Below are 23,153 nucleotides of genomic sequence, written 5' to 3' on the forward strand. Positions count from 1 at the left end.
AAGCCGCTTTCAGACGGCATCGCGAGCTGTTCAATAACCCGCCTTCAGGCGTTGGTAATTGTCGCAGCTGTCTTGGTATCCGTTTTGACACGCCTTGACAAGCCATTCTTGAGCGAGCGCAAGGTCTTGACGCACGCCGTGCCCTTTGTAATACATTACGCCCAAATTGAATTGGGCTTGGGCTAACCCCTGTGCTGCCGCCTGCCGAAACCATTTGACCGCTTCGGCATCGTCTTGGCGCACGCCGTGCCCTTTGTAATACATTATGCCCAAATTGTATTGGGCTTGGGCGAACCCCTGTGCTGCCGCCTGCCGAAACCATTTGACCGCTTCGGCATTGTCTTGGCGCACGCCGCGTCCTTGGGCATAAATCAAGCCCAAATTGTATTGAGCTTCGACTAACCCTTGCTCCGCCGCCTTACGAAACCATTTGACCGCTTCGGCATCGTCTTGGCGCAAGCCGCGTCCGTTAACATACATCCTGCCCAAATGGATTTGAGCTTCGGCATCTCCCTGTTCCGCCGCCTGCCTATACCATCTGACCGCTTCGGCATCGTCTTGGCGCACTCCACGTCCATTTTCATACATCACACCCAAATTGAATTGGGCTTGGGCTAACCCCTGTGCTGCCGCCTGCCGAAACCATTTGACCGCTTCGGCATCGTCTTGGCGCACGCCTTGTCCATTTTCATACATCCCGCCCAAATTGTATTGAGCTTCGACTAACCCTTGCTCCGCCGCCTTACGAAACCATTTGACCGCTTCGGTATCGTCTTGGCGCAAGCCGCGTCCGTTGGCATACATCACACCCAAATTGAATTGGGCTTGGGCTAACCCCTGATCCGCCGCCTGCCGATACCATTTGACCGCTTCGGCATCATCCTGGCGCACGCCTTGTCCATTTTCATACATCCCGCCCAAATTGAATTGGGCTTGGGCCAACCCCTGATCCGCCGCCTGCCGATACCATTTGACCGCTTCGGCATCGTCTTGGCGCACTCCTTGCCCTTGTTCATACATCACGCCCAAACTATATTGAGCTTGAGCATTCCCTTGTTCTGCCGCCTTGCGATACCACTGCACTGCCTGTTTATAATCCTGACGAACTCCTTCGCCTTTGTAATACATCCAACCCAAATTATTTTGGGCGTATGCATTCCCTTGCTCCGCAGCTTGAAGCATTTTCTTAAAATTTGGCACATCATCAACCCAAGCTGCTTGCCCTATGCCCAAAGCCAGCAAAGCAACCATCATTTTTTTCAACCATGTGTTCATCTTAAAATCCTTTTTTATTCAGAATGTTTTTGGGTTTGTCTATGTATTTCAGACGACCTTGGGAAAGGCTTCATTATCCTACTTAATCCAATGTACGGTAAGCATTACAACTTTGTTGTAGTTCCGTAGGTCGAATTCCTGAATCCGACATTTCAAAATTACCACAACAGTCAATCGATAGAATCAGATATTTTAATTTTGCAGAATACGAATATCCCGCCCGAAAAAATACTTTTCAGACGACCTCAAGCTTCAAAATAACCATCCACGCCGTATTGCTGCAAAACGTTTTTCAGCTCGGGAATGCGGATTGCGGGATCGACCGCCATCGGCGGCATGGGCGGTTCTACGCCTTCTTCGTTTTGGTTGCGCATCCAGTCCGCCATCGCAAAAATGCGGATGAGGACGGGCTCGGCGAGGTCTTTGCTGATTTCCAGTTCGCTCATGGCTTGGGCAAAGCAGGCGATCCATTCATCGCGCACCTGCATATTCACGGCAAAAGGCATATGGCGCGCCCGCAGCATGGGATGGCCGTATTTCTGCTCGAACAAGGGCGGGCCGCCGAGCCAGCCGCTGAAAAATTCGTAGAGTTTTTCGCGAATCAGTGTCATGTCTTCGCCGTGCATCTGGCGCAGGGTGCAGTATTGCGGTTCGAGTTCCATCAAGTCGTAAAAGCGGTCGGTCAGGTTGCGTACGCCTGTTGCGCCGCCGAATGCGTGATACATGTCATTCTTTCTTTAAAGGTCGTCTGAAACGGGGATTTTAATAGACTGCGCCGATTGTGTCATACAGGATAAAGAGAGATCGTCTAAAAACGCAGCCGGGGCAAAATCAAACCGGCAAACGGGTTTTCAGACGACCCCAAGGGCGTTATGATTCAATTATTAACAAAGATTCATAAACCGCCCGTCTGCAAAGCGGCAAACCATAGAGGAAACCCGACCCATGCACACCATCCGCGCCTTGCTCGTCCTGCTCGGCTGTCTCGCGCTCGGCGAAACTGCCGCCTACCTTACGGGCATCAAATTGCCCGGCAGCATTATCGGCATGGGCATTTTGTTTGCCATGCTTCAGGCGGGGTGGGTGAAAGCCGAGTGGTTGCAGCAGCTTACCGACGCGCTGATGTCAAACCTGACGCTTTTTCTTGTTCCGCCTTGCGTCGCCGTCATTAGCTATTTGGATTTGATTGCCGACAGTTGGCTGTCGATACTCGTTTCCGCAGCCGCCAGTACCGTGTGCGTCCTGTTGGTAACGGGCAAGGTGCACCAATGGATACGGGAGAAAATCTGATGGACGACATCCTTTCCCTGTGGCAGCAGCCCAGTGTCCTGCTTTTCCTGACGCTGGCGGTTTACGCGCTGGCACTCATCCTCCGCGCGCGGACGGGCTATCTGCTGCTCAACCCCGTCTTAATCAGCACCGTTACCCTGATTGCCTACCTCAAAATCCTCGACATCGATTACGCCGTGTACCACGATGCCGCGCAGTTTATCGACTTCTGGCTCAAGCCCGCCGTTGTCGCACTTGCCGTCCCGCTTTATCAAAACCGTCAAAAAATCTTCAGCCAGTGGCTGCCCGTCATCGTCTCGCAGCTCGCCGGCAGCGTTACCGGCATCATCACGGGCATGTATTTCGCCAAATGGCTGGGCGCGGAACGCGAAGTCGTCCTCTCGCTCGCCGCCAAATCCGTGACCAACCCCATTGCCATTGAAATCACCCGCACCATAGGCGGCATCCCCGCCATCACCGCCGCCACCGTCATCGTCGCCGGACTGGTCGGGCAGATCGCCGGTTATACCGTACTTAAAAACACCGTCGTTATGCCCTCGTCGGTCGGTATGTCGCTCGGCACCGCCTCACACGCCATGGGCATCGCCGCCTCGCTCGAGCGCAGCCGGCGCATGGCGGCATACGCAGGGCTGGGGCTGACCCTCAACGGCGTACTGACCGCCGCCATCGCCCCGATTATCATCCCCGTATTAGGATTCTGAACACTTTTCAGACGACCCCGATGAACCAAAAAGGCCGTCTGAAACCCAAACCCATAGCAACCCCAAACAAAGGAGCAGCAAAATGGCAGTCAACCTCATAGAAAAAACCGCAGACCAACTGCTGAACATCGACGGCATCCAACTCTTCACCGCCCGCGCAGGCATCAAACAAACCGACCGCGCCGACCTCACCCTGATGGTACTTTCCGGCGGCAACACTGTCGGTGCCGTCTTTACCACCAACCGCTTCTGCGCCGCCCCCGTCCACATCGCCAAATCACACCTCTTCGACGAAGACGGCGTACGTGCCATCATCATCAACACCGGAAACGCCAACGCCGGTACAGGCGCGCAAGGCAGAATCGACGCCATCGAAACCTGCGCCGCCACCGCCGAACAAACCGGCTGCAAACCCTCACAAGTCCTTCCCTTCTCCACAGGCGTCATCCTCGAGCCCCTGCCCGTCGGCAAAATCGTCGCCGCCCTGCCAAAAATGCAGCCCGCCGACTGGGCAGATGCCGCACGCGCCATCATGACCACCGACACCGTGCCCAAATCCGCCTCGCGCGAAGGCAGCGTCGGCGAAAAACACACCGTCCGCGCCACCGGCATCGCCAAAGGCTCCGGCATGATTCATCCCAACATGGCGACCATGCTCTCCTTTATCGCCACCGATGCCAAAGTTTCCCAACCCGTCCTCCAGCTGATGACCCAAGAAATCGCCGACGAAACCTTCAACACCATCACCGTTGACGGCGACACCAGCACCAACGACAGCTTCGTCATCATCGCCACCGGCAAAAACAGCCAAAGCGAAATCGACAACATCGCCGACCCGCGCTACAAACAGCTCAAAGACCTGCTCGGCAGCCTCGCCCTCGAACTTGCCCAAGCCATCGTCCGCGACGGCGAAGGCGCGACCAAATTCATCACCGTCCGCGTCGAAAACGCCAAAACCCGCGACGAAGCCCGCCAAGTCGCTTACGCCGTCGCCCACTCGCCCCTCGTCAAAACCGCCTTCTTCGCCTCCGACCCCAACCTCGGCAGACTGCTCGCCGCCATCGGCTACGCCGGCATCGCCGATTTGGACGCCGACATCCTCGAAATGTATCTGGACGACGTATTGGTTGCCGAAAACGGCGGCCGCGCCGCAAGCTACACCGAAGAACAAGGACAGGCAGTGATGGCGAAAGACGAAATCACCGTCCGCATCAAACTCCACCGCGGACAAGCCGCCGCCACTATCTATACCTGCGACCTGTCGCACGACTACGTCTCCATCAACGCAGACTACCGCTCGTAAGGATAGGTTGTAAGGTTGGGTTTTCAGACGACCTTGTTCGTCAGTAAACTCAGTCCGTGGGCGGAGCCTACGCCACATCAAATGGAAACACGATCGAAAAGAACGATATTCCGGCAGTGTTCAACTGGTAGCGTGGGCTATGCCCGCGAAAATATAAAAGGTCGTCTGAAACCTGTGCACAGGCTTTCAGACGACCTTTGTTTTTTCAAAAAAACAACCCGTAGGCAAAGCCCACGCTACGGTTGGCTTTCAACCTGTGCCACAGGCTTTTCCCACAAAAAACAGCCCATCAATTAAACAAAAATTCCCCCATGCCGTCATTCCCGCGCAGGCGGGAATCCACTTTTGAATCTCGGCAACTATTTTACAAACATTGAATCTCAGGCTTACAGCGTAGCGTGGGCTTTGCCCACGGACAAAAATAGCGAAAACATCTTTTAGAGCAGGCTCTATGTTTTCGCTACCGCCCGTAAAGACAAGGTTTTCAGACGACTTTTTGTGATGCAAATAACGCGGCTATCTTTACACTGGAGCGTCGGCAAACCCTGTCCGTGGGCAAAGCCCACGCTACGGCCGGCTGTTTTGCAAACACCCGTTGCATAGGGCTTCCAGTGGACTCCCGCCTGCGCGGGAATGACGGAATGTAATCTTTACCATCATCTCAGCGCGTGTGTCGTCCGCAAAACACCTCCGCTGAAAAAATGCAAAAAGGTCGTCTGAAACCCTATTCCCAAGTTTCAGACGACCTTTGTTCCAATCAACCCTACAACACAGCCGCCGCTTTCTTCAACACCTGCCAGGCATATGCCTTCAGGCGCGGTTGGCGCAGCAGGCGGGCGGGGTGCGGGATGGTGAAATACGGTATGCCGCCGCACAATTCGTCCATGACCGCCATCATTTCTTTCTGTTCGAAAACCTGCCCTAAAAACAATACCGCACGGGCTTGGGACGATTCCAATTCATGCTTCAGTGCAGGCAATTCGGCGTGGATTTGCGCTTCCGAGGGATGCGGGCTGAACACGGGGGCGGCTTTCACCCAACTGGTTTTATGCGCCTGCTGCGGGCTGAGGCGGATGGCGGCGAGCATATTGTCCAGCAGGACGCCGGTTTCGCCGTGGAACAATTCGCCGTGCAGCGTATCTTCGGTCGACGGGCAGATGCTGACCACCATCAGGCGCGCGGTTTTGACTGTGGCGGACAGGCGCGGGAGGTCGTCTGAATGGTGCGGAGCGGCAGGCAAATCTGCCGTGTTTCGGATGCTGCGGGCTTGTTTGTCCGCAGGCATTTCCTGCTTGGGTTTCGCCTCGGGCTGACGGGCTGCTTCGACAGCCGCGGTTTGCGGAGATGGCATTTCGCGCTCGGGTACGTCCTGTCGGTTTCCGCCGTGTACGGCTGCCATTGCCGACAGACGCGCCTGATGCGCCCCTGCCGACAGGGTGCGTTCCTGACGGGGGATGGTCGTCTGAACCGGCACTGCCGCGGGTTTGGGCATACCGGTTTTGGGAGCGGACAAAGCAGCGGGAACGGTTTTTGCACCACGCTTGAGCCACATCGGCCCCAGTCCCAAGGCTTCGTGCAAATGGAGGTAACGGCTGCTTAACATGGTTTTTCCATCAAAATTGCGTCTTCATATCCGCCCCCGTGCAGGGGGTAATAATTTTTCCGCCGGCCTGTTTCGATAAAACCGTATTTGCGGTAGAGGTCGATGGCGGCGGCATTGCCTGCGCGGACTTCCAACAACAGGCGAGATACGCCTTGGCTTGAGGTCGTCTGAAACCAATATGCCAAAAGTTTTGAGGCGATGCCTTGTCGGCGGCACGCCGGAGCGGCGGCAATCAGATGCAACTCGGACTCGCCGCAGATTTCGCGCCAGACGGCAAAACCGCAGATTCCGCCTCCGCGTTCGCAGACGCAAACGGTATCGGCAGGATTTGCTACCGCTTCGAGAAACTGCCGCTCCGACCAAGGCGAGGGATTGCCCGCCGCATCGATTGCGGTCAGGGCGGCACAGTCATCAGAGCTTGCCCGACGGATGTTCATAGTTTCGCCTTCCTTTCCGCCTGCTCTTTCGCCGTCAGGGCGATTTTGTCGCGGACGTATAACAATTCGGCATGTGCGGCGTCTGCCGCAGGATAACGCCCGCTTAGTGCCAGCTCGAGAAAATCGGCGGCAGTCGGCATGGACGGGATGCCGTCGAAAGGCGGCTTGTCAGCCAAAGCAAAGGCGTTGCCCACACCCGCTCCGAAGGTCTGCCCTTGCGGCAAAACGATTTCCGAAGCCTTGCCGACATGATAATCGCCCAAACGCGTATGGGATTGCGTATCAAACCACGCATAAAACACTTCGCCCATACGCGCATCGGTCGCCGCCAATACGCAAGGGCAGTCGGGAACCAGATAAGCCGCCGCGTCCAGACTCGGCACGCCGATAACGGGCGTGTCGAAAGGGGTTGCCAAACCCTGCACGACACCCGCCCCGATACGCAATCCGGTGAACGCGCCCGGTCCTTGCGCATAAACGATGCCGCCCAAATCCGACGCGCCTATGCCCGCCTGTTCGAACAACACGCGAATCTGCGGCAGGATGAGTTCGGACTGGCGCGTACCGACATTTTCATGATACAGGCGCACCTCGCCGTCCGCACGCAAAGCGAGTGAAAGAAAAGACGTACCGGTATCGACGGCAAGGATGGGACGTGAAGTATCAATGAGCATGGAATCTGTCCGTAATGTGTTGAAACGGCATTATAACATTGCCCGCAGAAGCAGTTGCTTGGTATAGTTTGCCCGTTTTCAGACGATCTTTCCCCAAAGGTCGTCTGAAAACCCTGCCGCAACGCAGTTAAAACGGACACGGCAAGTCCCGCCCAAACCGATTTCCATCAACCCGCTCCAATCCCAAAACCATGACGGCAACCCTACCAACAGACTACATCGGACGCTTCGCCCCCAGCCCCACCGGCCTGCTCCACATCGGCTCACTGCTGACCGCGCTTGCATCCTACGCCGACGCACGCGCAAACCGGGGCAAATGGCTGGTCCGCATGGAAGATCTCGACCCGCCGCGCGAAATGCCCGGTGCCGCCGCGCATATCCTGCACACGCTCGAAGCCTTCGGTTTCGAATGGGACGGCGAAGTCGTTTGGCAGAGCCGCCGCCATTCGCTGTACAGGGACGCCTTGGGTCGTCTGAAAGAAAAAGGCCTGCTCTATCCCTGTTATTGCAGCCGCAAAGACTGGCAGGCGGCCGCCGCCCAAGGTGCCGACGGATTCGTTTACAACGGACGCTGCCGCCGCCCCGAAGACCGCCCCCACACCGACAAACCGCCCGCATGGCGCATCCGCGTCAACGACGAAACCATCGGATTTGACGACGGTATTGTCGGACATTACGCCCAAAACCTAGCCCGCGACATCGGCGACTTCGTCCTCTTGCGCGCCGACGGATTTTGGGCGTACCAGCTTGCCGTCGTTGCCGACGATGCCGACCAAGGCATCACACACATCGTACGCGGGCAAGACCTGCTCGTTTCCACCCCGCGCCAAATCTACCTGCAACGCTGCCTCGGCTTCGCTACCCCGCATTACGCCCACCTTCCGCTTTTGGTCAACAAACACGGGCAGAAATGGTCGAAGCAGACGCTTGCCCCCGCCTTGGACGAAAACCATAAAGAACAATTACTCCGCCAAGTCCTGCAATACCTCAACCTTCCGCCCGCACCCGAAGTTTCCCGCCCACAGGCGCTTTTATCTTGGGCGATAGAACACTGGCAGCCGCATAAAATACCGATACATGATATAGTTACGGAGTAGATTGGCGAGATTGCAACAAATTACTCGAGATATTATTCGAATGTAATTGTTTTTTTACATAACACGCACATTAATACTTCATATTTACTATAATCGCCGTAACCAAATGCATAACGGGAAGACGGCCATCCGTGCCGACTTTTTACCCGACCGTCAAACTTAAAAATAACAAAAGAAAATCATTATGTTAAGTGTCATTATTGTTGAAGACGAAGTGCTCGCCGCAGAACGCCTGCGCATCTTGCTGGAAGAGTGCAACGTCGTCATCCTCAACGTATTCCACCACGCTCAGCCCGCTTTGGACTGGTTGAGTATGCACGAAGTCGATATCGTATTTGCCGACATCGGACTGCCCGAAATTACCGGACTCGAGCTGGTCGAACGCATCAAGCGTGTCGCCAAACGCCAGCCCGAAATCATCTTCACCACCGCCTACGAAGAACATGCCTTGCGCGCCTTCGAACTGGCGGCAGCCGACTACCTGCTCAAACCCATCCGCTCAACCCGCCTACAGGCGGCATTGGACCGGGTCAGCGAAAAATACCGCGAAAAAGCCGACGACTTTACCCATTTCCAAGTCTTCAGCCGCGACCGCATGATCGAAATCCCGTGGCAGCAGGCGCGTTATCTGATGGCGGAACACAAAACCGTCTTTCTGGTTACCGGCGACAGACAAAGCTACGAACTGCCCAAAACCTTGGTCTACTGGGAAGAATTGTTGGGCGAAAAAATCATCCGTCTCCACCGCAACGCCCTCGCCTTCCGCCACACATTAGACTACCTGATACGGTTGGACGACGACGATGACAGCGATTCCGCCTGGGGCGCGCAGATATTGGACATCCCCAAACCCCTGCCCGTCAGCCGCCGCCAGCTTTCCGCCATCCGCAAAATCCTCAAAAGCAAGGTGTAGATTTGCCGATAAAGCCCGAACCCTGCCTTTCATACGCAGGGTTTTGTTTTTCGGGTTCAACCTGCTGTTCATCAGGTGCATTAAAGTAAAAAAAATCGCAAGCCAAAATGAAAACAGGACATTTGTCAGCCACCTTTGCCGACTGCGCAGGAATGACGGCATTATCAGATCATCCTTTAGGACTTGGCGACAAATAATCGCCGCCCGTCATCGAATCCCACGCTAGACAGGGAATAGGAAAAGTTCGCCTCTTCGGCAAACAAGGTCGTCTGAAAACAAATGCCGCTGGTTGTGTTCAACCTGAAGCCGTTTTCAGACGACCTTTTATCTGGTTTGGAAAGCCGGCGTATTAAATTTAAATCAGAGCGGGCAGTGCAGTGCCGTACGGGTTTGCACTTAACCCATACCCCCTTCAAAACAAAACGGGCGGCTTGGATGGCCGCCCGTTGGATTGTCCCGTTGTTTATTTGATGATTTGGTTCAGCTCGCCTTTGGCGTAGCGGTTTGCCATTTTTTCAAGGGAAACGGGTTTGATTTTGCCTGCCTGCCCTTCGCAGCCGAATGCGAGGTAACGGTCGAGACAGATTTGTTTCATGGCTTCGACGGTTTTGCTCAGGTATTTGCGCGGGTCGAATTCGGACGGGTTTTCTGCCATGAAGCGGCGGATGGCGCCGGTGGAGGCGAGGCGCAGGTCGGTGTCAATATTGACTTTGCGCACGCCGTGTTTGATGCCTTCGACGATTTCTTCTACGGGTACGCCGTAGGTTTCGCCGATTTTGCCGCCGTATTCGTTGATGACTTTCAGCCATTCTTGCGGAACGGAGCTGGAGCCGTGCATGACGATGTGGGTGTTGGGCAGGGCTTGGTGGATTTCTTTGATGCGGTCGATACGCAATACGTCGCCAGTGGGCGGACGGGTGAATTTGTATGCGCCGTGGCTGGTGCCGACGGCGATGGCGAGCGCGTCCACGCCGGTGTCTTTAACAAAGCGCACGGCATCTTCGACGCTGGTGAGCATTTGGTCGTGGGAGAGTTTGCCTGCCGCGCCTACGCCGTCTTCTTCGCCGGCTTCGCCGGTTTCGAGGTTGCCCAATACGCCGATTTCGCCTTCGACGGACACGCCGCAGGCGTGGGAGAAGTTGACGACGGTACGGGTGGCGTTGACGTTGTATTCGTAGGTGGACGGGGTTTTGCCGTCTTCGAGCAGCGAGCCGTCCATCATGACGGAGGAGAAGCCCAGTTGGATGGAGCGTTGGCACACGTCGGGCGATGCGCCGTGGTCTTGGTGCATGACGACGGGGATGTGCGGGAATTCTTCAACGGCCGCCAGAATCAGGTGGCGTAAAAACGGCGCACCTGCATATTTGCGCGCGCCGGCGGATGCTTGAACGATAACGGGGGCGTTGACTTGGTCTGCGGCTTCCATGATGGCGCGCATTTGTTCGAGGTTGTTGACGTTGAATGCGGGCAGGCCGTAGCTGTTTTCGGCGGCATGGTCGAGCAGTTGGCGCATGGATACGAGTGCCATTTAAATCTCCTTGGTGAGGTAGCGGGATGGTGATGTGGGAAATTATAATGTTTTTCTTATTAAAAAACTACACAGGGCTACATCAGTTTTATATATTAATGAGATTTTGGGCGGCTGCGGCGGGCAAACGGTGCGGTCGGTATTTTTCTGGCATGGTTTATAATAACGGTTTGTTTTCGGGGGCGTCTGAAACGGCGGCGGGAGGTGTGTGATGGCTAAGTTTGCAGTGGCGGATGTGGATGCGGTGTTGTTTCAGACGACCTTGCGCGTGCAGGTGGGCGATGTGAATTACGGCGGCCATCTGGCGAACGATGCCGTTTTGCGTTTGTGCCACGAGGTGCGGATGCGTTGGCTGGCAGGTTTGGGCTGGAGTGAAACGGACGCGGGCGGCGCGGGGCTGATTATGGCGGACGCGGCGGTGCAATATTTGGCACAAGGTTTTTACGGCGATGAATTGTCGGCGGAAATGGGCGTCGAGGACATCGGCAAGGGCGGGTTCGCGCTGCTGTTCCGCCTGACGCGCATCGCGGACGGCAAGGTGCTGGCGCGGACGCGCACGGGCATGGTGTGTTTCGATTATGCGCGCCAAAAGGTTTGCCGGTTGCCTGAGGCTTTGAAAACCGTGTTGGAGGTCGTCTGAAAAATGTTGGCGCGTGATTTCGGGCTGTCTTTGGACGGCTATTTGAAAATGTTGGGGCAACAGGGCAAGTCGGCGCACACGCTGTCTGCCTACGGGCGCGATTTGACCGAACTCGTGCGGCTTTTGACGGAAGGGTCGTCTGAAACGGCGCAGGATTTGACGCGGCGAGATTTTGTGGCGGCGTTGAAACGGCTGTCGCAACAAGGCTTGAGCGAACGGACGCTGGCGCGCAAATTGTCGGCGTGGCGGCAATATTGCGGCTGGCTCGTGCAGTCGGGCATGATGGACAACGATCCGACCTTCAACCTGAAAGCCCCGCGCCTGCCCGAACGCCTGCCCAAAGCCCTGCCGCAGGAAGAGTTGAACCATATGCTCGACAGCGCGCCTGCCGACGACAGTTTGGCGGTGCGCGACCATGCCTTATTTGAACTGATGTACGGCAGCGGCCTGCGCCTGAGCGAGATACACGGCTTGGATTTGGGTGATGTGTTGCTGGACGAAGGCTGGGTGAGCGTAACCGGTAAAGGCAGGAAAGAGCGGCAAGTCCCGCTGTCGGGCAAAAGCGTCGAAGCCTTGCGTGCCTACCTGTCCGAACGCGTGGCAGCAGACGGCGAAGCTGCGCTCTTTACCGGCAAAAACGGCACGCGGCTCGGACAGCGGCAAATCCAAAAACGCCTTCAGGCATGGGCGGTACGGCAGGGCAGCGGGCAACACATTTCCCCGCACATGATGCGCCACAGCTACGCCAGCCACCTTTTGCAATCCTCACGCGACATCCGCGCCGTGCAAGAACTGTTGGGACACAGCAACCTCTCAACCACGCAGATTTACACCAAGCTGGATTTCGACCATCTGGCCAAGGTTTACGACGAGGGGCATCCGCGGGCGAAACGGAAAAAGTAATTCAATAAAATCAACGGAAAACATCATGATCAGCATTTTCGACATTTTCAAAATCGGCATCGGCCCCTCCAGCTCCCACACCGTCGGCCCCATGAAAGCCGCCGCCGCCTTTTCAGACGACCTCAAACAATCAGGGCTGGACGCGCAAACCGAGCGCATCGTCATCGACATTTACGGCTCGCTAGCGCTGACAGGACGCGGACACGGCACATTCGACGCCCTCCTGCTCGGCTTGGAAGGCAGCCTACCGCACGACATCCCCCTTGCCGACATCCCCGACCGTCTCGAACGCATCCGCACGCAACACACCCTCCGCCTCAACGGACGCGAAATCAGCTTCAACCCCGACCGCGACCTGAATATACGCGGCGACCAAGTGTTGCCCAAACACCCGAACGGACTGAATTTCACCGCCTACGGCAAAGACGGCGGCAAACTCAAAGAACAAATTTATTACTCCGTCGGCGGCGGCTTTATCGTTACCGATCAAGAGTTTGACAAACAAGCCGAACAAACGCGCCCGGTTCCCTACCCTTACACCAGCTGCGCCGAACTGCTCGCCCAATGCCGCATGAACCAGCTCGACATCTCCGAAGCCGTGTTAGCAAACGAAGCCGCGCTTGCCGGTTGCAGCGAAGCCGAAATCCGCCGCCGCGTCGCCGGCGTTGCCGACGTTATGGAAGGCTGCATCAAACGCGGGCTGGCGGCAGACGGCGAACTGCCCGGCGGCTTGAACGTCCGCCGCCGCGCCCCGCAGCTTGCCGCCAAACTCAAAGCCCTGCGCGAAACCGAAATCGTCAACACCCAGCTTTGGCCCATGGTTTACGCCATGGCGGTCAACGAAGAAAACGCCGCCGGCGGACGCGTCGTTACCGCCCCGACCAACGGCGCCGCCGGCATCATCCCCGCCGTCCTGCACTACTTCCGCAAGTTCAACCCGCACGCCACGCAAGAGCGCGTCGAAAACTTCCTGCTCACCGCAGGCGCCATCGGCATCCTCTACAAAACCAACGCCTCCATCTCCGGCGCGGACGTCGGCTGCCAAGGCGAAGTCGGCGTCGCCTGTTCCATGGCGGCGGGCGCATACGCCGAAGTCATCGGCGGCACGCCCAAACAAGTGGAAAACGCCGCCGAAATGGCGATGGAACACCATCTGGGCCTGACCTGCGACCCCGTTGGCGGATTGGTGCAAATCCCCTGCATCGAACGCAACGGCATCGCCGCCGAAAAAGCCCTCAAACTCGGCACCCTCGCCCTGCTGGAAGACGGCACGGACAAAAAAGTCTCGCTCGACGAAGTCATCCAAACCATGCTGCAAACAGGACGCGACATGAAGTCCACCTACAAAGAAACCTCGCTTGCCGGGCTCGCCATCACCCTCCAGAAAAAAGCCGTCCCCGTCTCCGTCCGCGTTGTGGAATGTTGAAAACGGAAAAAATATGAAAAAGGTCGTCTAAAACCGAGTACAAACAGGTTTCAGACGACCTTTCCACCCACCCGAAACGCTGAATTTTCCAGCAAAATCAGGTATAATAACGGTCTATTTTCCGTCCGTCGGACAGCTTGACCGTCCGGGTGGCGCGCCCAACTGTCGTTCAGACGACCTCAGCAGAAATTCTTTCAAAAAATCTTATAGATAAAGACCATGACTGACCAAAAACACGAAGAATACGGCGCCGACAGCATACAAGTGCTGGAAGGCTTGGAAGCGGTACGCAAACGCCCCGGTATGTATATCGGCGACACGCAGGACGGCAGCGGCCTGCACCACATGGTGTTCGAAGTATTGGACAACGCCATCGACGAAGCCCTTGCCGGACATTGCGACAAAATCACCGTAACCATCCATGCCGACAATTCCGTCAGCGTGGCCGACAACGGGCGCGGTATGCCCACCGGCATCCACCCGAAAGAAGGACGCTCCGCCGCCGAAGTCATCATGACCGTGTTGCACGCGGGCGGCAAGTTCGACAACAACAGCTACAAAATCTCCGGCGGTCTTCACGGCGTGGGTGTGTCCGTCGTCAACGCGCTGTCCGACTGGGTAACGCTGACCATCTACCGCGACGGCAAGGAACACTTTGTCCGCTTCGTGCGCGGCGAAACCGAAGAGCCGCTGAAAGTTGTCGGCGATTCCGACAAAAAAGGTACGACTGTGCGCTTCCTCGCCAGCGCGGAAACCTTCGGCAATGTCGAATACAGTTTCGACATCCTCGCCAAACGCATCCGCGAACTTTCCTTCCTGAACAACGGCGTAGACATCGAATTGATCGACGAGCGCGACGGCAAACACGAAAGCTTCGCCCTTTCCGGCGGCGTGGCAGGTTTCGTGCAATACATGAACCGCAAAAAAACGCCGTTGCACGAAAAAATCTTTTACGCGTTCGGCGAAAAAGACGGCATGAGCGTCGAATGCGCGATGCAGTGGAACGACAGCTATCAGGAAAGCGTGCAGTGCTTCACCAACAACATCCCGCAGCGCGACGGCGGTACGCACCTGACCGCACTGCGCCAAGTGATGACGCGCACCATCAACAGCTACATCGAAGCCAACGAAGTCGCCAAAAAAGCCAAAGTTGAAACCGCCGGCGACGATATGCGCGAAGGTTTGACCTGTGTGTTGTCCGTCAAACTGCCCGACCCCAAATTCTCGTCGCAAACCAAGGACAAGCTGGTTTCCAGCGAAATCGGCCCCGTCGTCAACGAAGTCATCAACCAAGCCCTGACCGACTTCCTCGAAGAAAATCCGAACGAAGCCAAAATCATCACCGGCAAAATCGTCGATGCCGCCCGCGCGCGCGAAGCCGCCCGCAAAGCCCGCGAAATCACCCGCCGCAAAGGCGTGATGGACGGCTTGGGGCTACCCGGCAAACTCGCCGACTGCCAAGAAAAAGACCCTGCCTTGTCAGAGCTTTACCTGGTCGAGGGCGATTCCGCAGGCGGTTCCGCCAAACAAGGCCGCGACCGCAAATTCCAAGCCATTTTGCCGCTCAAAGGCAAAATCTTGAACGTCGAAAAAGCCCGTTTTGAAAAAATGCTCGCCAGCCAAGAGGTCGCCACCCTGATTACCGCGCTGGGCGCAGGCATCGGCAAAGAAGAGTTTAACCCCGAAAAACTGCGTTACCACCGCATTATCATCATGACCGATGCCGACGTGGACGGCGCGCACATCCGCACCCTACTCCTGACCTTCTTCTACCGCCAAATGCCCGAACTGGTCGAACGCGGCTACATCTACATCGCCCAGCCGCCGCTCTACAAAGCCAAATACGGCAAGCAGGAGCGTTACCTCAAAGATGAGCTTGAAAAAGACCAATGGCTGCTCGGCCTTGCCTTGGAAAAAGCCAAAATCGTTTCAGACGGCCGCACCATCGAAGGCGCAGAACTTGCCGATACCGCCAAACAATTCCTGTTGGCGAAAACCGTTATCGAACAGGAAAGCCGCTTTGTGGACGAACTCGTCCTGCGCGCCATGTTGCACGCGTCGCCCATTGATTTGACGTCGTCTGAAAACTCCGATAAAGCCGTTACCGAACTTTCCGGCTTGCTCGACGAAAAAGAAGTCGCCCTCGAACGCATCGAAGGCCACGAAGGCAACCGCTTCATCAAAATCACCCGCAAGCTGCACGGCAACGTCATGGTCAGCTACATCGAACCCAAGTTCCTCAACAGCAAAGCCTACCAAACCCTCACCCAAACCGCCGCCGCGCTCAAAGGCTTGGTCGGCGAGGGCGCCAAGCTCTACAAAGGCGAGAACGAGTACGATGTGGACAGCTTTGAAACCGCACTGAACATCCTGCTCCAAAACGCCCAAAAAGGCATGTCCATCCAGCGATACAAAGGTTTGGGCGAGATGAACCCCGAGCAGCTTTGGGAAACCACGATGGATCCCGCCGTGCGCCGTTTGTTGAAAGTGCGCATCGAAGACGCCATCGCCGCCGACGAAGTGTTCGTTACCCTGATGGGCGACGAAGTCGAACCGCGCCGCGCCTTCATCGAAAACAACGCCCTGATTGCGCAAAATATCGACGCTTGATAGGGGGTGAAGCATGAAAAGGTCGTCTGAAAATGGGGATTTCCGGTTTTCAGACGACCTTTTTGATTGGTGGGAACCAAGACAGATAAAACAAATACGGCGGATTCATTTATTTTTTGATACGACACCTGCCGTCTCCCTGTACGGACAGAGATAGGCATTTCAGACGACCTTCAAACAGGCTTAGCTACAATACCGTAAGGGCAAATCAAGACCCAACGAATTCTTTTCATTCCAATGTCTTGTCGGTTTTACCAACCCGTCCTGCTCCACCCGTAAGCCGAAAATTCCTGCCCGACACCCGTAACAAAAAATAAACCCTGCTGCAATATCATAAATTACGGTAAATTTACAAAGGAAAACACTTACCCTCCAACCATCAAGGAGTAAGCCATGCGTTTGATTATCGCCGCCCCTGCCAACGGGACAACATTAAAAGACGCGCTCAAGGCGCATTTGCAAAACGATCCGCGAATTGACAGCCTAACCGATTTATCCTCGCCGAATGGCACCTATCCGCAGCTTTCATTTGCTGCGGCGCAAGAAGTAGCGGCAGGGCGAGCCGACCGCGCTATTTTGATTTGCGGTACAGGAATCGGTACGGCGATTGCAGCCAATAAAGTCCGCGGCATACGGGCAGCAACGGCGCATGATTTAATCACTTTGCGCGGTTCGGTAGAAAACTACGATGCACAGGTATTGTGCATGGGACAAAACGTCATCGCCGCCCCCGCTGCATGGGCATTGGTGGATATTTGGCTGGATTTGCGCCACGACACGGGTAGCGGATACGCACCGAAAATCGGTGAAATCGAAGCCTACGAATGCGGTAAGTAGTACGGTTTTTGCAAAAGGTTAGTCTAGACTCGCCATTCTCGCCCCGCTTGTATGAGGATGGCCCGTCGTAGCATGAGCTTTACCCGCAGATTATTTTTGAGGTGAGGTCGCCTGAAATTCCCTCCTACCGCCGTCATTCCCGCGCAGGCGGGAATCTAGAAATTTGAAGTTGCGGCATCCTTGAAATTTTCCCAAAATACCGAGGCCTGGATTCCCGCCTGCGCGGGAATGACGAAATTGCAGCCCTATTGTTTTGATCTGCCATATTTCGCGGCCAAAACCCACGGATTAAGTTTTATCCAAAAAAACGGTCGTCTGAAAAGCCTGCGTACACAGGGATTCAGACGACCTTTTATTTAACGGATTAAAATAAAACAGGATATTTTCAACAGCTATTTCCGTACAGAGAGAAGCAAAAATGGCAGCATGGACGGAGCTTTTTGCCAGACATAAATGAGAACCGGCCTGCAATCGACATACTACGTATCCCGCATTTTATCCAAACAGACAAAAAGAGCCTGCATAAAACAGGCTCTTTATTTAGACTAATCGTATCAGATTAGAATTTGTGACGCAGACCAACTGTACCAGCAGTTTTCTCGTATTTGTGATCACCTTTACCTTCTTTCAACCAGCCGGCAGAAATCAGGGCAGAAGTGCGTTTAGAGAAGTCGTAGTCAGCACCGACGATTACTTGGTTGTATTGGCTGTTAGCTTGTTTCTCACCGTTTTCTTTAGCTTTGAAGCCGTGAGCATAAGAAACGCGAGGCATTACGTTACCCATACGGTAGCCACCAGTTACAGCAACTTCAGTACGTTCGTTTTTCTTAGCATTAGCTTTGTCAGCTTTGAAACCTTCGTATTGACCTGCAACAGAAACCAATACATTGTTTGCATCGTAACCAGCTACCAAACGGTGTACTTGGTGATCTTTATAAGTATCAGCAGCCAAAGTAGTATTTCTGTTGAACGAATTCAAGTAATCTTTGTCCAGAACAGAATGTTTAGCAAAAGAACCAGCATAGCGACCGAAGAAGCCGGCATTCTCATAGTTCAGACCCAAACCGTAAGAGTCACGGCTTTTCACATCGTGAGTAAACTTGTCATCAGGATTAGCATTGTCACGTGGTTGGTATTGTACGCTTGCGCTGAAACCAGACAATACAGGTGAATCGTAGCGTGCAGACACTTTACGATCTTCTACACGTTCTAATTTGCCTAATGCCAAAACATCTGAGTTTGCCTCGCTGGCTTCCCAAGGATCGATGCTGTCGCTGCTGTCTTTCAGAGGAGTATTGAGTTTACCTGCACGGATTTTACCGAAGCCGCCTTCCAAACCGATGAAGGACTCGCGAGTTCCCCAACCTTTGTCAGTACCGGCAACAGAAGTATTTTGCTCTACTTGCCAAATAGCGTTCAGGTTATTGCTCAGGTGCTCATGGCCTTTGAAACCGATGCGTGAACCGTAGTCAGCAATTTCAGTAGCAGTTTTGGTTGTATCCTTGGTAGTTACACCGTTAACTGTAGTTTTTTCTTTAACTCGGGAAATGTCAACACCGGCTTTAACTTGACCGTACAAGGTAACGTCAGCCATAGCTGCAACAGGCAAAGCTGCCAAAGTCAGAGCAATCAGAGATTTTTTCATTGCTGTATTCCTTTTTCTATCGTGAAGAAATAACTTAAGCAGACCCGGACAGAGTCCGCTTAGGCTTTACATTATCGCTGGAATCAGCGATTCCATGACTCTCACTATAATTGTTCCTTTCTAAAAAAACAAACTTTATTCACTTCCCCTTCTTCCCCCCTTACGCCACACCACCCTGTCAACAACATAAGATTCTAAATATTTCCTTTATAAATCATATGGTAATACCGATTTTCCTATTGTTTGCATTTTTACAACACAGATTTCCCGAACGGTAGTTTTTTAGGACTGGCTGTTGTTTTTTGGCTAATTCAGGCAAGCGAGGAAACTGGAAACATCGTTCAGGTATTCATGCCTGTTTGACCCTGATAGGGCTTGCCGAGCATAAATATCTCCTGATCTGAGGTGGCTCTTATTCCAGCTCCGTAGTACAGGCTTTATCTGTGGGTTGGTTTATCGAAAAGAGAAAGGGTCGTCTGAAAAGAATGCGTACAGATTTCAAACAATTTTTTATAGTGTATGAAAATAAAAACAGGATATTTCAAATCTTCATTCCTGATTCGAAAGAAATATAAAAGCTTGAGTACGGTAATTTTTGAATATTTCTAAAAATCAATGCTTGGATTCCTGTTGGCGCGGGAATAGCCAGGCCTTTCTTTATTGAAGGGGAAAATAAGGCTTGACAGTATTTCAGACGACCTCACAGCCATTCGGGCATTTCGGGACGGATGATGCCAAACTCGGGCGGATAATCCACGCCGGTTAAGTACAATCCGTCAGGCATAAAGGTCGGCGGGGCTTTGAGGCGGCTGCGTTCTCCAATTAAGGTTTGAAATCCGGAAACACTAAGCCTGCCGCTGCCGACATAAACCAATGCGCCCATAATATTACGCACCATATGGTGCAGAAAGGCATTGCCGTGCAAATCCAGTTTGAGGAATTGCGGCGTACCGCTGATTTTTGCACTGTATAGGGTTTTGATGGGGGATTTTGCTTGGCATCCGGCAGCGCGAAAGCTGGAGAAATCATGTTCGCCTTCTAATAATAAGGCCGCCTGCTGCATTTTGTCAGGATCGAGCTTGAGATGCGTCCACCCTACCCTGCCTTGCAATATCGGGGAACGGACGGGAGATGATTCTAAAAGGTAACGATACCTTCTACCGTATGCGTCAAAGCGGGCGTTAAAATGGGAGGCCACTTGCTGTGCGAACAATACAGCCACACCTTCGGGAAGATGGGCATTGACGCCCCGCACCCATGCCTGCTCGGGACGGACTACTGTGGTATCGAAATGGACGACTTGTGCAGTGGCGTGTACGCCTGTGTCGGTACGCCCGGCAACTATGGTTCGGATGTTTTCACTCGCAATTTGACTGAGTGCATATTCTAAGGTCGTCTGAACAGTAGGCAAGTCGCCGGCTTGTTTTTGCCAGCCGTAAAATCGGCTGCCATCATAAGACAGGATTAATGCCCAACGGCAAACTGAGGGCTGCTTTGAAGAAGGAAACATCATAATCGGTGAAGGCTCGATATTCGAACAAAATCATACGAAAATTGCTTATCCGACAGTATAGCAATAAAAAAGATGCCGCTTTTAGAAACGGCATCTTTATTTTTCTTTCCCCAAAGGGATTGTCAGATTAATCAGCCTAACTCTGCCAACAAGGCTTTGGTTTTATCCAAGATATCGCCGGTAGCCTCTTCCATCAGCTCTTGCAAAGTTTCACGGGCTGCACCGGGGTCTCCAATTTCGACATACATTTTTGCCAATTCGTATTTGGCTTCTAAAGGAGCGGTCATTCCGACGGATTCGGAAATAAAGCCTGAGTCAAATGCCGACTTGCTTACTTCTTCATCAACTGTTAGGTTTTCCCATTCGATGGTCTCTTCTACTCCGTTACCTTGGGAATCAGCCAATCCGAAATCTTCGTCGCTTTCTTGGAAGGTAATGCCTTCATCTTGTTTGATTTCAAAAGGCTCTTCGGCTACGGCTTCATCGGCTGAGGTATCAACGGAAGCAAACTCTAAAGCCTCGTCCCCATTTAATTTTTCAGACGATGTTTGCTCAGATGTTGTGAACTCAGGCAGCGGCTCGATAGGCTGGGATTCGGTTTTTTCCGAGAAGAAGTCCCATCCTTCTTCTGCTTCTTCAAAGTCTTTGACATTTTCTGCGCCAACAGTCTGCTCCTGCTGTTGAACCCCAGAAGCGTCGGAGGCTTCGTAGTCAAACTCCAAATCAGAAACTTCTTCCGCAACGGCGGATTCGGTATAAGAATACTCTTCCTCACCTACTGAGGCATCCGCCTCTTTGGTTTCTTCACTAGCGTCATGGAAAGACGTGTCAAAGTTTGATTGGACCTCATCAAATTGCTGAATATGGGCCGTATTATCAGGCTCTACTACTGATTCCTCTTGATGTCTGCTTTCTATAACTACTGAAACCGGTTGATACGGATTCTCCGGCTCGGGCTCATAGACGCTTTCTGTCGATTCAACAGAGTCCCAATCCAAATCACGGCGTTTTTCCGTTTCCTCATCCACGGTAACTGCGCTGGATACGATGCCGACGTGCTTATCGTCAATATCGTCAATATTAATATTGATCTCATCTTCAGCGGCTTCTTTGGCGGCATTGGGCTGCACAAAGAAAGCTTCGTCGTCAAAATCATCCTCGATAGACAGTCCGTCAGGCTCTTCTTCAGGAACAACTTTCGCTTGAACAAACTGTTCAGGCTTCACCTCGTCGGCTATCACGGTTTCCGCAAAGCTTATGTCGTCATCTTCTTCGTCATATCCTGCAGAAGGAACAGGTAGGACAGGAGCGACAGCTGCTGCTTTTCGTTTGCCCAAAGCTTTCAGCAACAGCAACAATGCCAGCAGAGCACCGCCGCCGATTAACAGCCAGCGCCACAATCCGCCATCTTCAGACGACTCTTCTACTGCTTCGTTTTGAGTATCGGAATTTTGCTGGGCAGCCAAAGCTTCTTCAACTTGGGCTTCCTGCGTAGATTTTGCCGTTTCACTTGCAGCGGTTTGTTCTGCGATGCCGGGTTGCAATACTTCCTCAGTGCCTACGGATGAAGCAGCTTGTTCTTGTGTTGCACCCTGTGGGGCGGAAGCGGCTGCTTGCGCCGGCTGTTGTTCAAGCTTGGCTTCTTTATTTGATTTGACCCCTTCGCCAGCCTTATCTTCACCTGCCTTATTTTCCGCAGATGCATTAGTTTTGGCAGCTTCTGATTTTTCAGACGATGCTTTAGATGCTGATGCGGTCTGCGACTGCTGTTTATCAGACACAAGAGGCTTCTCGGCGGCCTGTTTGGCGGCTGCCTGTTTCATATCGAACTGGGTCGGGATATTCAATACTTTTCCAGCCAACATATGGTCGGCATTTTTATTGATGAACACACTAGGGTTGGCTTTTACCAATGCCTGTATTGCCTGCTCGACCGTCATACCCTGAGGACGGATACGGGTCGCAATTTCAGTCAGGGTTTCACCCTGTTTGACCAAATGTCGTTTGCCATAACGCGGCTCGCCCTGTACAGAAGAGGTTGCATTTTGCGTCTGTTTAGGCTGTGTTTGGGCATTTTTTGTTTTTTTATTGTCGATTCCTTCTTTACGCGTATTATTCGCAACATCTGCAGATGCATTTCCACTACGCAGCGCGCGGTTAATCCGTTCGCGCGCGGCTTGACGGTCTATCTGCGGGGAAGCATATGCGGGAGGCGGCTCCTGACGAACGCGGGGCGTACTGTCGCCCTTGACCGAGTAATCAGCCGGATCGATGATTGCGGTATATTCTCGAGATTGAGAGCCGGTACTGACTTGGAAAATCAGCACAGGGTCTTTGATGGCTTTAGCCGAACGGATATTGATGACGGCACGATCGCCCGCTCTGTGGACGCTGGTTCTGAGGTTGGCATTGGATACGGAAGCTTTGCCGCCGTTAAACAATGCCTGTGCTTCTTCTCCAGTTACGGTGATGTTGCCGGAAAACGGCTCACCCAAATGCGATTGGACATTTAAACCGCCCAATCCTGCGTTTGCACCCACCGAAACCGCCAAGGCAACGGAGGCTGCGATAAGTTTGATTTTGTAATGTTTTTTCAAAACTTGTCCCCTATGAAATGAATCCTGCAGTACTGCCGAGTACTTAACCGTCTATTACGATATATTACGTTATGATATAGTCTAAGTCCCTAATCTGCCAAGTAACACTGTCATTTATGTTATCAAAAATGTCATAAACCGTTACTGTTTGCATCGGTGTG

The 23,153-nt window shown here is 53.6% G+C and carries 22 protein-coding genes and 1 pseudogene; 12 read left to right on the top strand and 11 right to left on the bottom strand.

Annotated features, from left to right (window positions below; genetic code table 11):
- Positions 1-30: 30 nt before the first annotated feature.
- Positions 31-1,251: a hypothetical protein gene (locus NM96_10535; protein AVR80323.1), complete on the bottom strand. Its 1,221-nt coding sequence runs from the start codon at positions 1,249-1,251 to the stop codon at positions 31-33.
- Between the two features lie 269 nt (positions 1,252-1,520).
- The gene (locus NM96_10540) at positions 1,521-2,000 is read right to left on the bottom strand and encodes a globin (GenBank protein AVR79698.1); all 480 of its coding nucleotides are present in this window, start codon (positions 1,998-2,000) and stop codon (positions 1,521-1,523) included.
- A 220-nt stretch (positions 2,001-2,220) separates the two neighbouring features.
- On the opposite strand from NM96_10540, the gene NM96_10545 reads away from it, so the two are divergent.
- The 3 genes from NM96_10545 to argJ all read left to right on the top strand — a co-directional run bounded on the left by NM96_10545 (position 2,221) and on the right by argJ (position 4,569).
- Positions 2,221-2,565, top strand: a complete 345-nt coding sequence (locus tag NM96_10545) for a CidA/LrgA family protein (GenBank protein ID AVR79699.1) — start codon at positions 2,221-2,223, stop codon at positions 2,563-2,565.
- The gene (locus NM96_10550; GenBank protein AVR80324.1) at positions 2,565-3,266 is read left to right on the top strand and encodes an LrgB family protein; all 702 of its coding nucleotides are present in this window, start codon (positions 2,565-2,567) and stop codon (positions 3,264-3,266) included. Before NM96_10545 ends, NM96_10550 begins: the two co-directional genes overlap by 1 nt.
- Before the next feature lie 82 nt (positions 3,267-3,348).
- Complete coding sequence (gene argJ / locus NM96_10555) at positions 3,349-4,569, top strand: bifunctional ornithine acetyltransferase/N-acetylglutamate synthase (protein ID AVR79700.1); 1,221 nt, start codon at positions 3,349-3,351, stop codon at positions 4,567-4,569.
- 763 nt (positions 4,570-5,332) lie between these two features.
- Here argJ and NM96_10560 read toward each other — a convergent pair.
- From NM96_10560 to tsaB, 3 genes are read right to left on the bottom strand one after another with little or no spacing between them, the layout of a single operon-like run.
- Entirely contained in the window at positions 5,333-6,172 is an 840-nt protein-coding gene (locus tag NM96_10560) for a uracil-DNA glycosylase (protein ID AVR79701.1), read from the bottom strand.
- A complete protein-coding gene (gene rimI / locus NM96_10565) occupies positions 6,166-6,609 on the bottom strand; it encodes a ribosomal-protein-alanine N-acetyltransferase (GenBank protein ID AVR79702.1) in 444 nt (147 codons plus the stop codon). The genes NM96_10560 and rimI overlap by 7 nt, the downstream gene beginning before the upstream one ends.
- Positions 6,606-7,283 (bottom strand): tRNA (adenosine(37)-N6)-threonylcarbamoyltransferase complex dimerization subunit type 1 TsaB, encoded by a 678-nt coding sequence (gene tsaB / locus NM96_10570; GenBank protein ID AVR79703.1) that lies wholly within the window; start codon positions 7,281-7,283, stop codon positions 6,606-6,608. The genes rimI and tsaB overlap by 4 nt, the downstream gene beginning before the upstream one ends.
- Positions 7,284-7,474: 191 nt before the next feature.
- Between tsaB and NM96_10575 the strand changes: the two genes are divergently transcribed.
- The 3 genes from NM96_10575 (at position 7,475) to NM96_10585 (ending at position 9,764) form a co-directional block, all read left to right on the top strand.
- Positions 7,475-8,380: a tRNA glutamyl-Q(34) synthetase GluQRS gene (locus NM96_10575; protein AVR79704.1), complete on the top strand. Its 906-nt coding sequence runs from the start codon at positions 7,475-7,477 to the stop codon at positions 8,378-8,380.
- Between the two features lie 184 nt (positions 8,381-8,564).
- On the top strand, positions 8,565-9,293 hold the full coding sequence (locus tag NM96_10580; protein ID AVR79705.1) for a DNA-binding response regulator: 729 nt from the start codon (positions 8,565-8,567) through the stop codon (positions 9,291-9,293).
- Between the two features lie 279 nt (positions 9,294-9,572).
- Positions 9,573-9,764: a hypothetical protein gene (locus tag NM96_10585; GenBank protein ID AVR79706.1), complete on the top strand. Its 192-nt coding sequence runs from the start codon at positions 9,573-9,575 to the stop codon at positions 9,762-9,764.
- Here NM96_10585 and NM96_10590 read toward each other — a convergent pair.
- Entirely contained in the window at positions 9,757-10,821 is a 1,065-nt protein-coding gene (locus NM96_10590) for a fructose-bisphosphate aldolase class II (protein AVR79707.1), read from the bottom strand. The two genes, NM96_10585 and NM96_10590, sit on opposite strands and share 8 nt — an antisense overlap.
- A gap of 26 nt (positions 10,822-10,847) precedes the next feature.
- On the opposite strand from NM96_10590, the gene NM96_10595 reads away from it, so the two are divergent.
- The 6 genes from NM96_10595 (at position 10,848) to NM96_10620 (ending at position 17,237) form a co-directional block, all read left to right on the top strand.
- Positions 10,848-11,033 carry a hypothetical protein gene (locus NM96_10595; protein ID AVR79708.1) on the top strand — a complete coding sequence of 62 codons (186 nt, stop codon included), beginning with the start codon at positions 10,848-10,850 and terminating at the stop codon, positions 11,031-11,033.
- Entirely contained in the window at positions 11,033-11,461 is a 429-nt protein-coding gene (locus NM96_10600) for an esterase (GenBank protein AVR79709.1), read from the top strand. Before NM96_10595 ends, NM96_10600 begins: the two co-directional genes overlap by 1 nt.
- A gap of 3 nt (positions 11,462-11,464) precedes the next feature.
- Positions 11,465-12,364, top strand: coding sequence for a tyrosine recombinase XerC (gene xerC / locus NM96_10605; protein ID AVR79710.1), 900 nt, complete (start codon positions 11,465-11,467; stop codon positions 12,362-12,364).
- A 25-nt stretch (positions 12,365-12,389) separates the two neighbouring features.
- Positions 12,390-13,790 (top strand): L-serine ammonia-lyase, encoded by a 1,401-nt coding sequence (locus tag NM96_10610; protein ID AVR79711.1) that lies wholly within the window; start codon positions 12,390-12,392, stop codon positions 13,788-13,790.
- Positions 13,791-14,009: 219 nt separating this feature from the next.
- Positions 14,010-16,400: a DNA topoisomerase (ATP-hydrolyzing) subunit B gene (gene gyrB / locus NM96_10615; protein ID AVR79712.1), complete on the top strand. Its 2,391-nt coding sequence runs from the start codon at positions 14,010-14,012 to the stop codon at positions 16,398-16,400.
- Between the two features lie 393 nt (positions 16,401-16,793).
- Positions 16,794-17,237 carry a D-erythrulose-4-phosphate isomerase 1 gene (locus NM96_10620; GenBank protein AVR79713.1) on the top strand — a complete coding sequence of 148 codons (444 nt, stop codon included), beginning with the start codon at positions 16,794-16,796 and terminating at the stop codon, positions 17,235-17,237.
- A 90-nt stretch (positions 17,238-17,327) separates the two neighbouring features.
- Here NM96_10620 and NM96_10625 read toward each other — a convergent pair whose 3' ends face one another.
- The 5 genes and pseudogenes from NM96_10625 to NM96_10645 form a co-directional block, all read right to left on the bottom strand.
- Positions 17,328-17,522, bottom strand: a complete 195-nt coding sequence (locus tag NM96_10625) for a hypothetical protein (GenBank protein ID AVR79714.1) — start codon at positions 17,520-17,522, stop codon at positions 17,328-17,330.
- A 274-nt stretch (positions 17,523-17,796) separates the two neighbouring features.
- Positions 17,797-18,882 carry a porin gene (locus tag NM96_10630; GenBank protein AVR79715.1) on the bottom strand — a complete coding sequence of 362 codons (1,086 nt, stop codon included), beginning with the start codon at positions 18,880-18,882 and terminating at the stop codon, positions 17,797-17,799.
- A pseudogene (locus NM96_10635) lies at positions 18,824-19,014 on the bottom strand (hypothetical protein). The gene NM96_10630 and the pseudogene NM96_10635 overlap by 59 nt, the downstream one beginning before the upstream one ends.
- A 568-nt stretch (positions 19,015-19,582) precedes the next feature.
- Complete coding sequence (locus NM96_10640) at positions 19,583-20,395, bottom strand: tRNA pseudouridine(38-40) synthase TruA (protein ID AVR79716.1); 813 nt, start codon at positions 20,393-20,395, stop codon at positions 19,583-19,585.
- Between the two features lie 131 nt (positions 20,396-20,526).
- Entirely contained in the window at positions 20,527-22,992 is a 2,466-nt protein-coding gene (locus NM96_10645) for a TspA protein (GenBank protein AVR79717.1), read from the bottom strand.
- Positions 22,993-23,153: the final 161 nt, after the last annotated feature.

The sequence above is a fragment of the Neisseria mucosa genome (genome assembly GCA_003028315.1).
In the GTDB taxonomy this organism is placed as follows: domain Bacteria; phylum Pseudomonadota; class Gammaproteobacteria; order Burkholderiales; family Neisseriaceae; genus Neisseria; species Neisseria mucosa.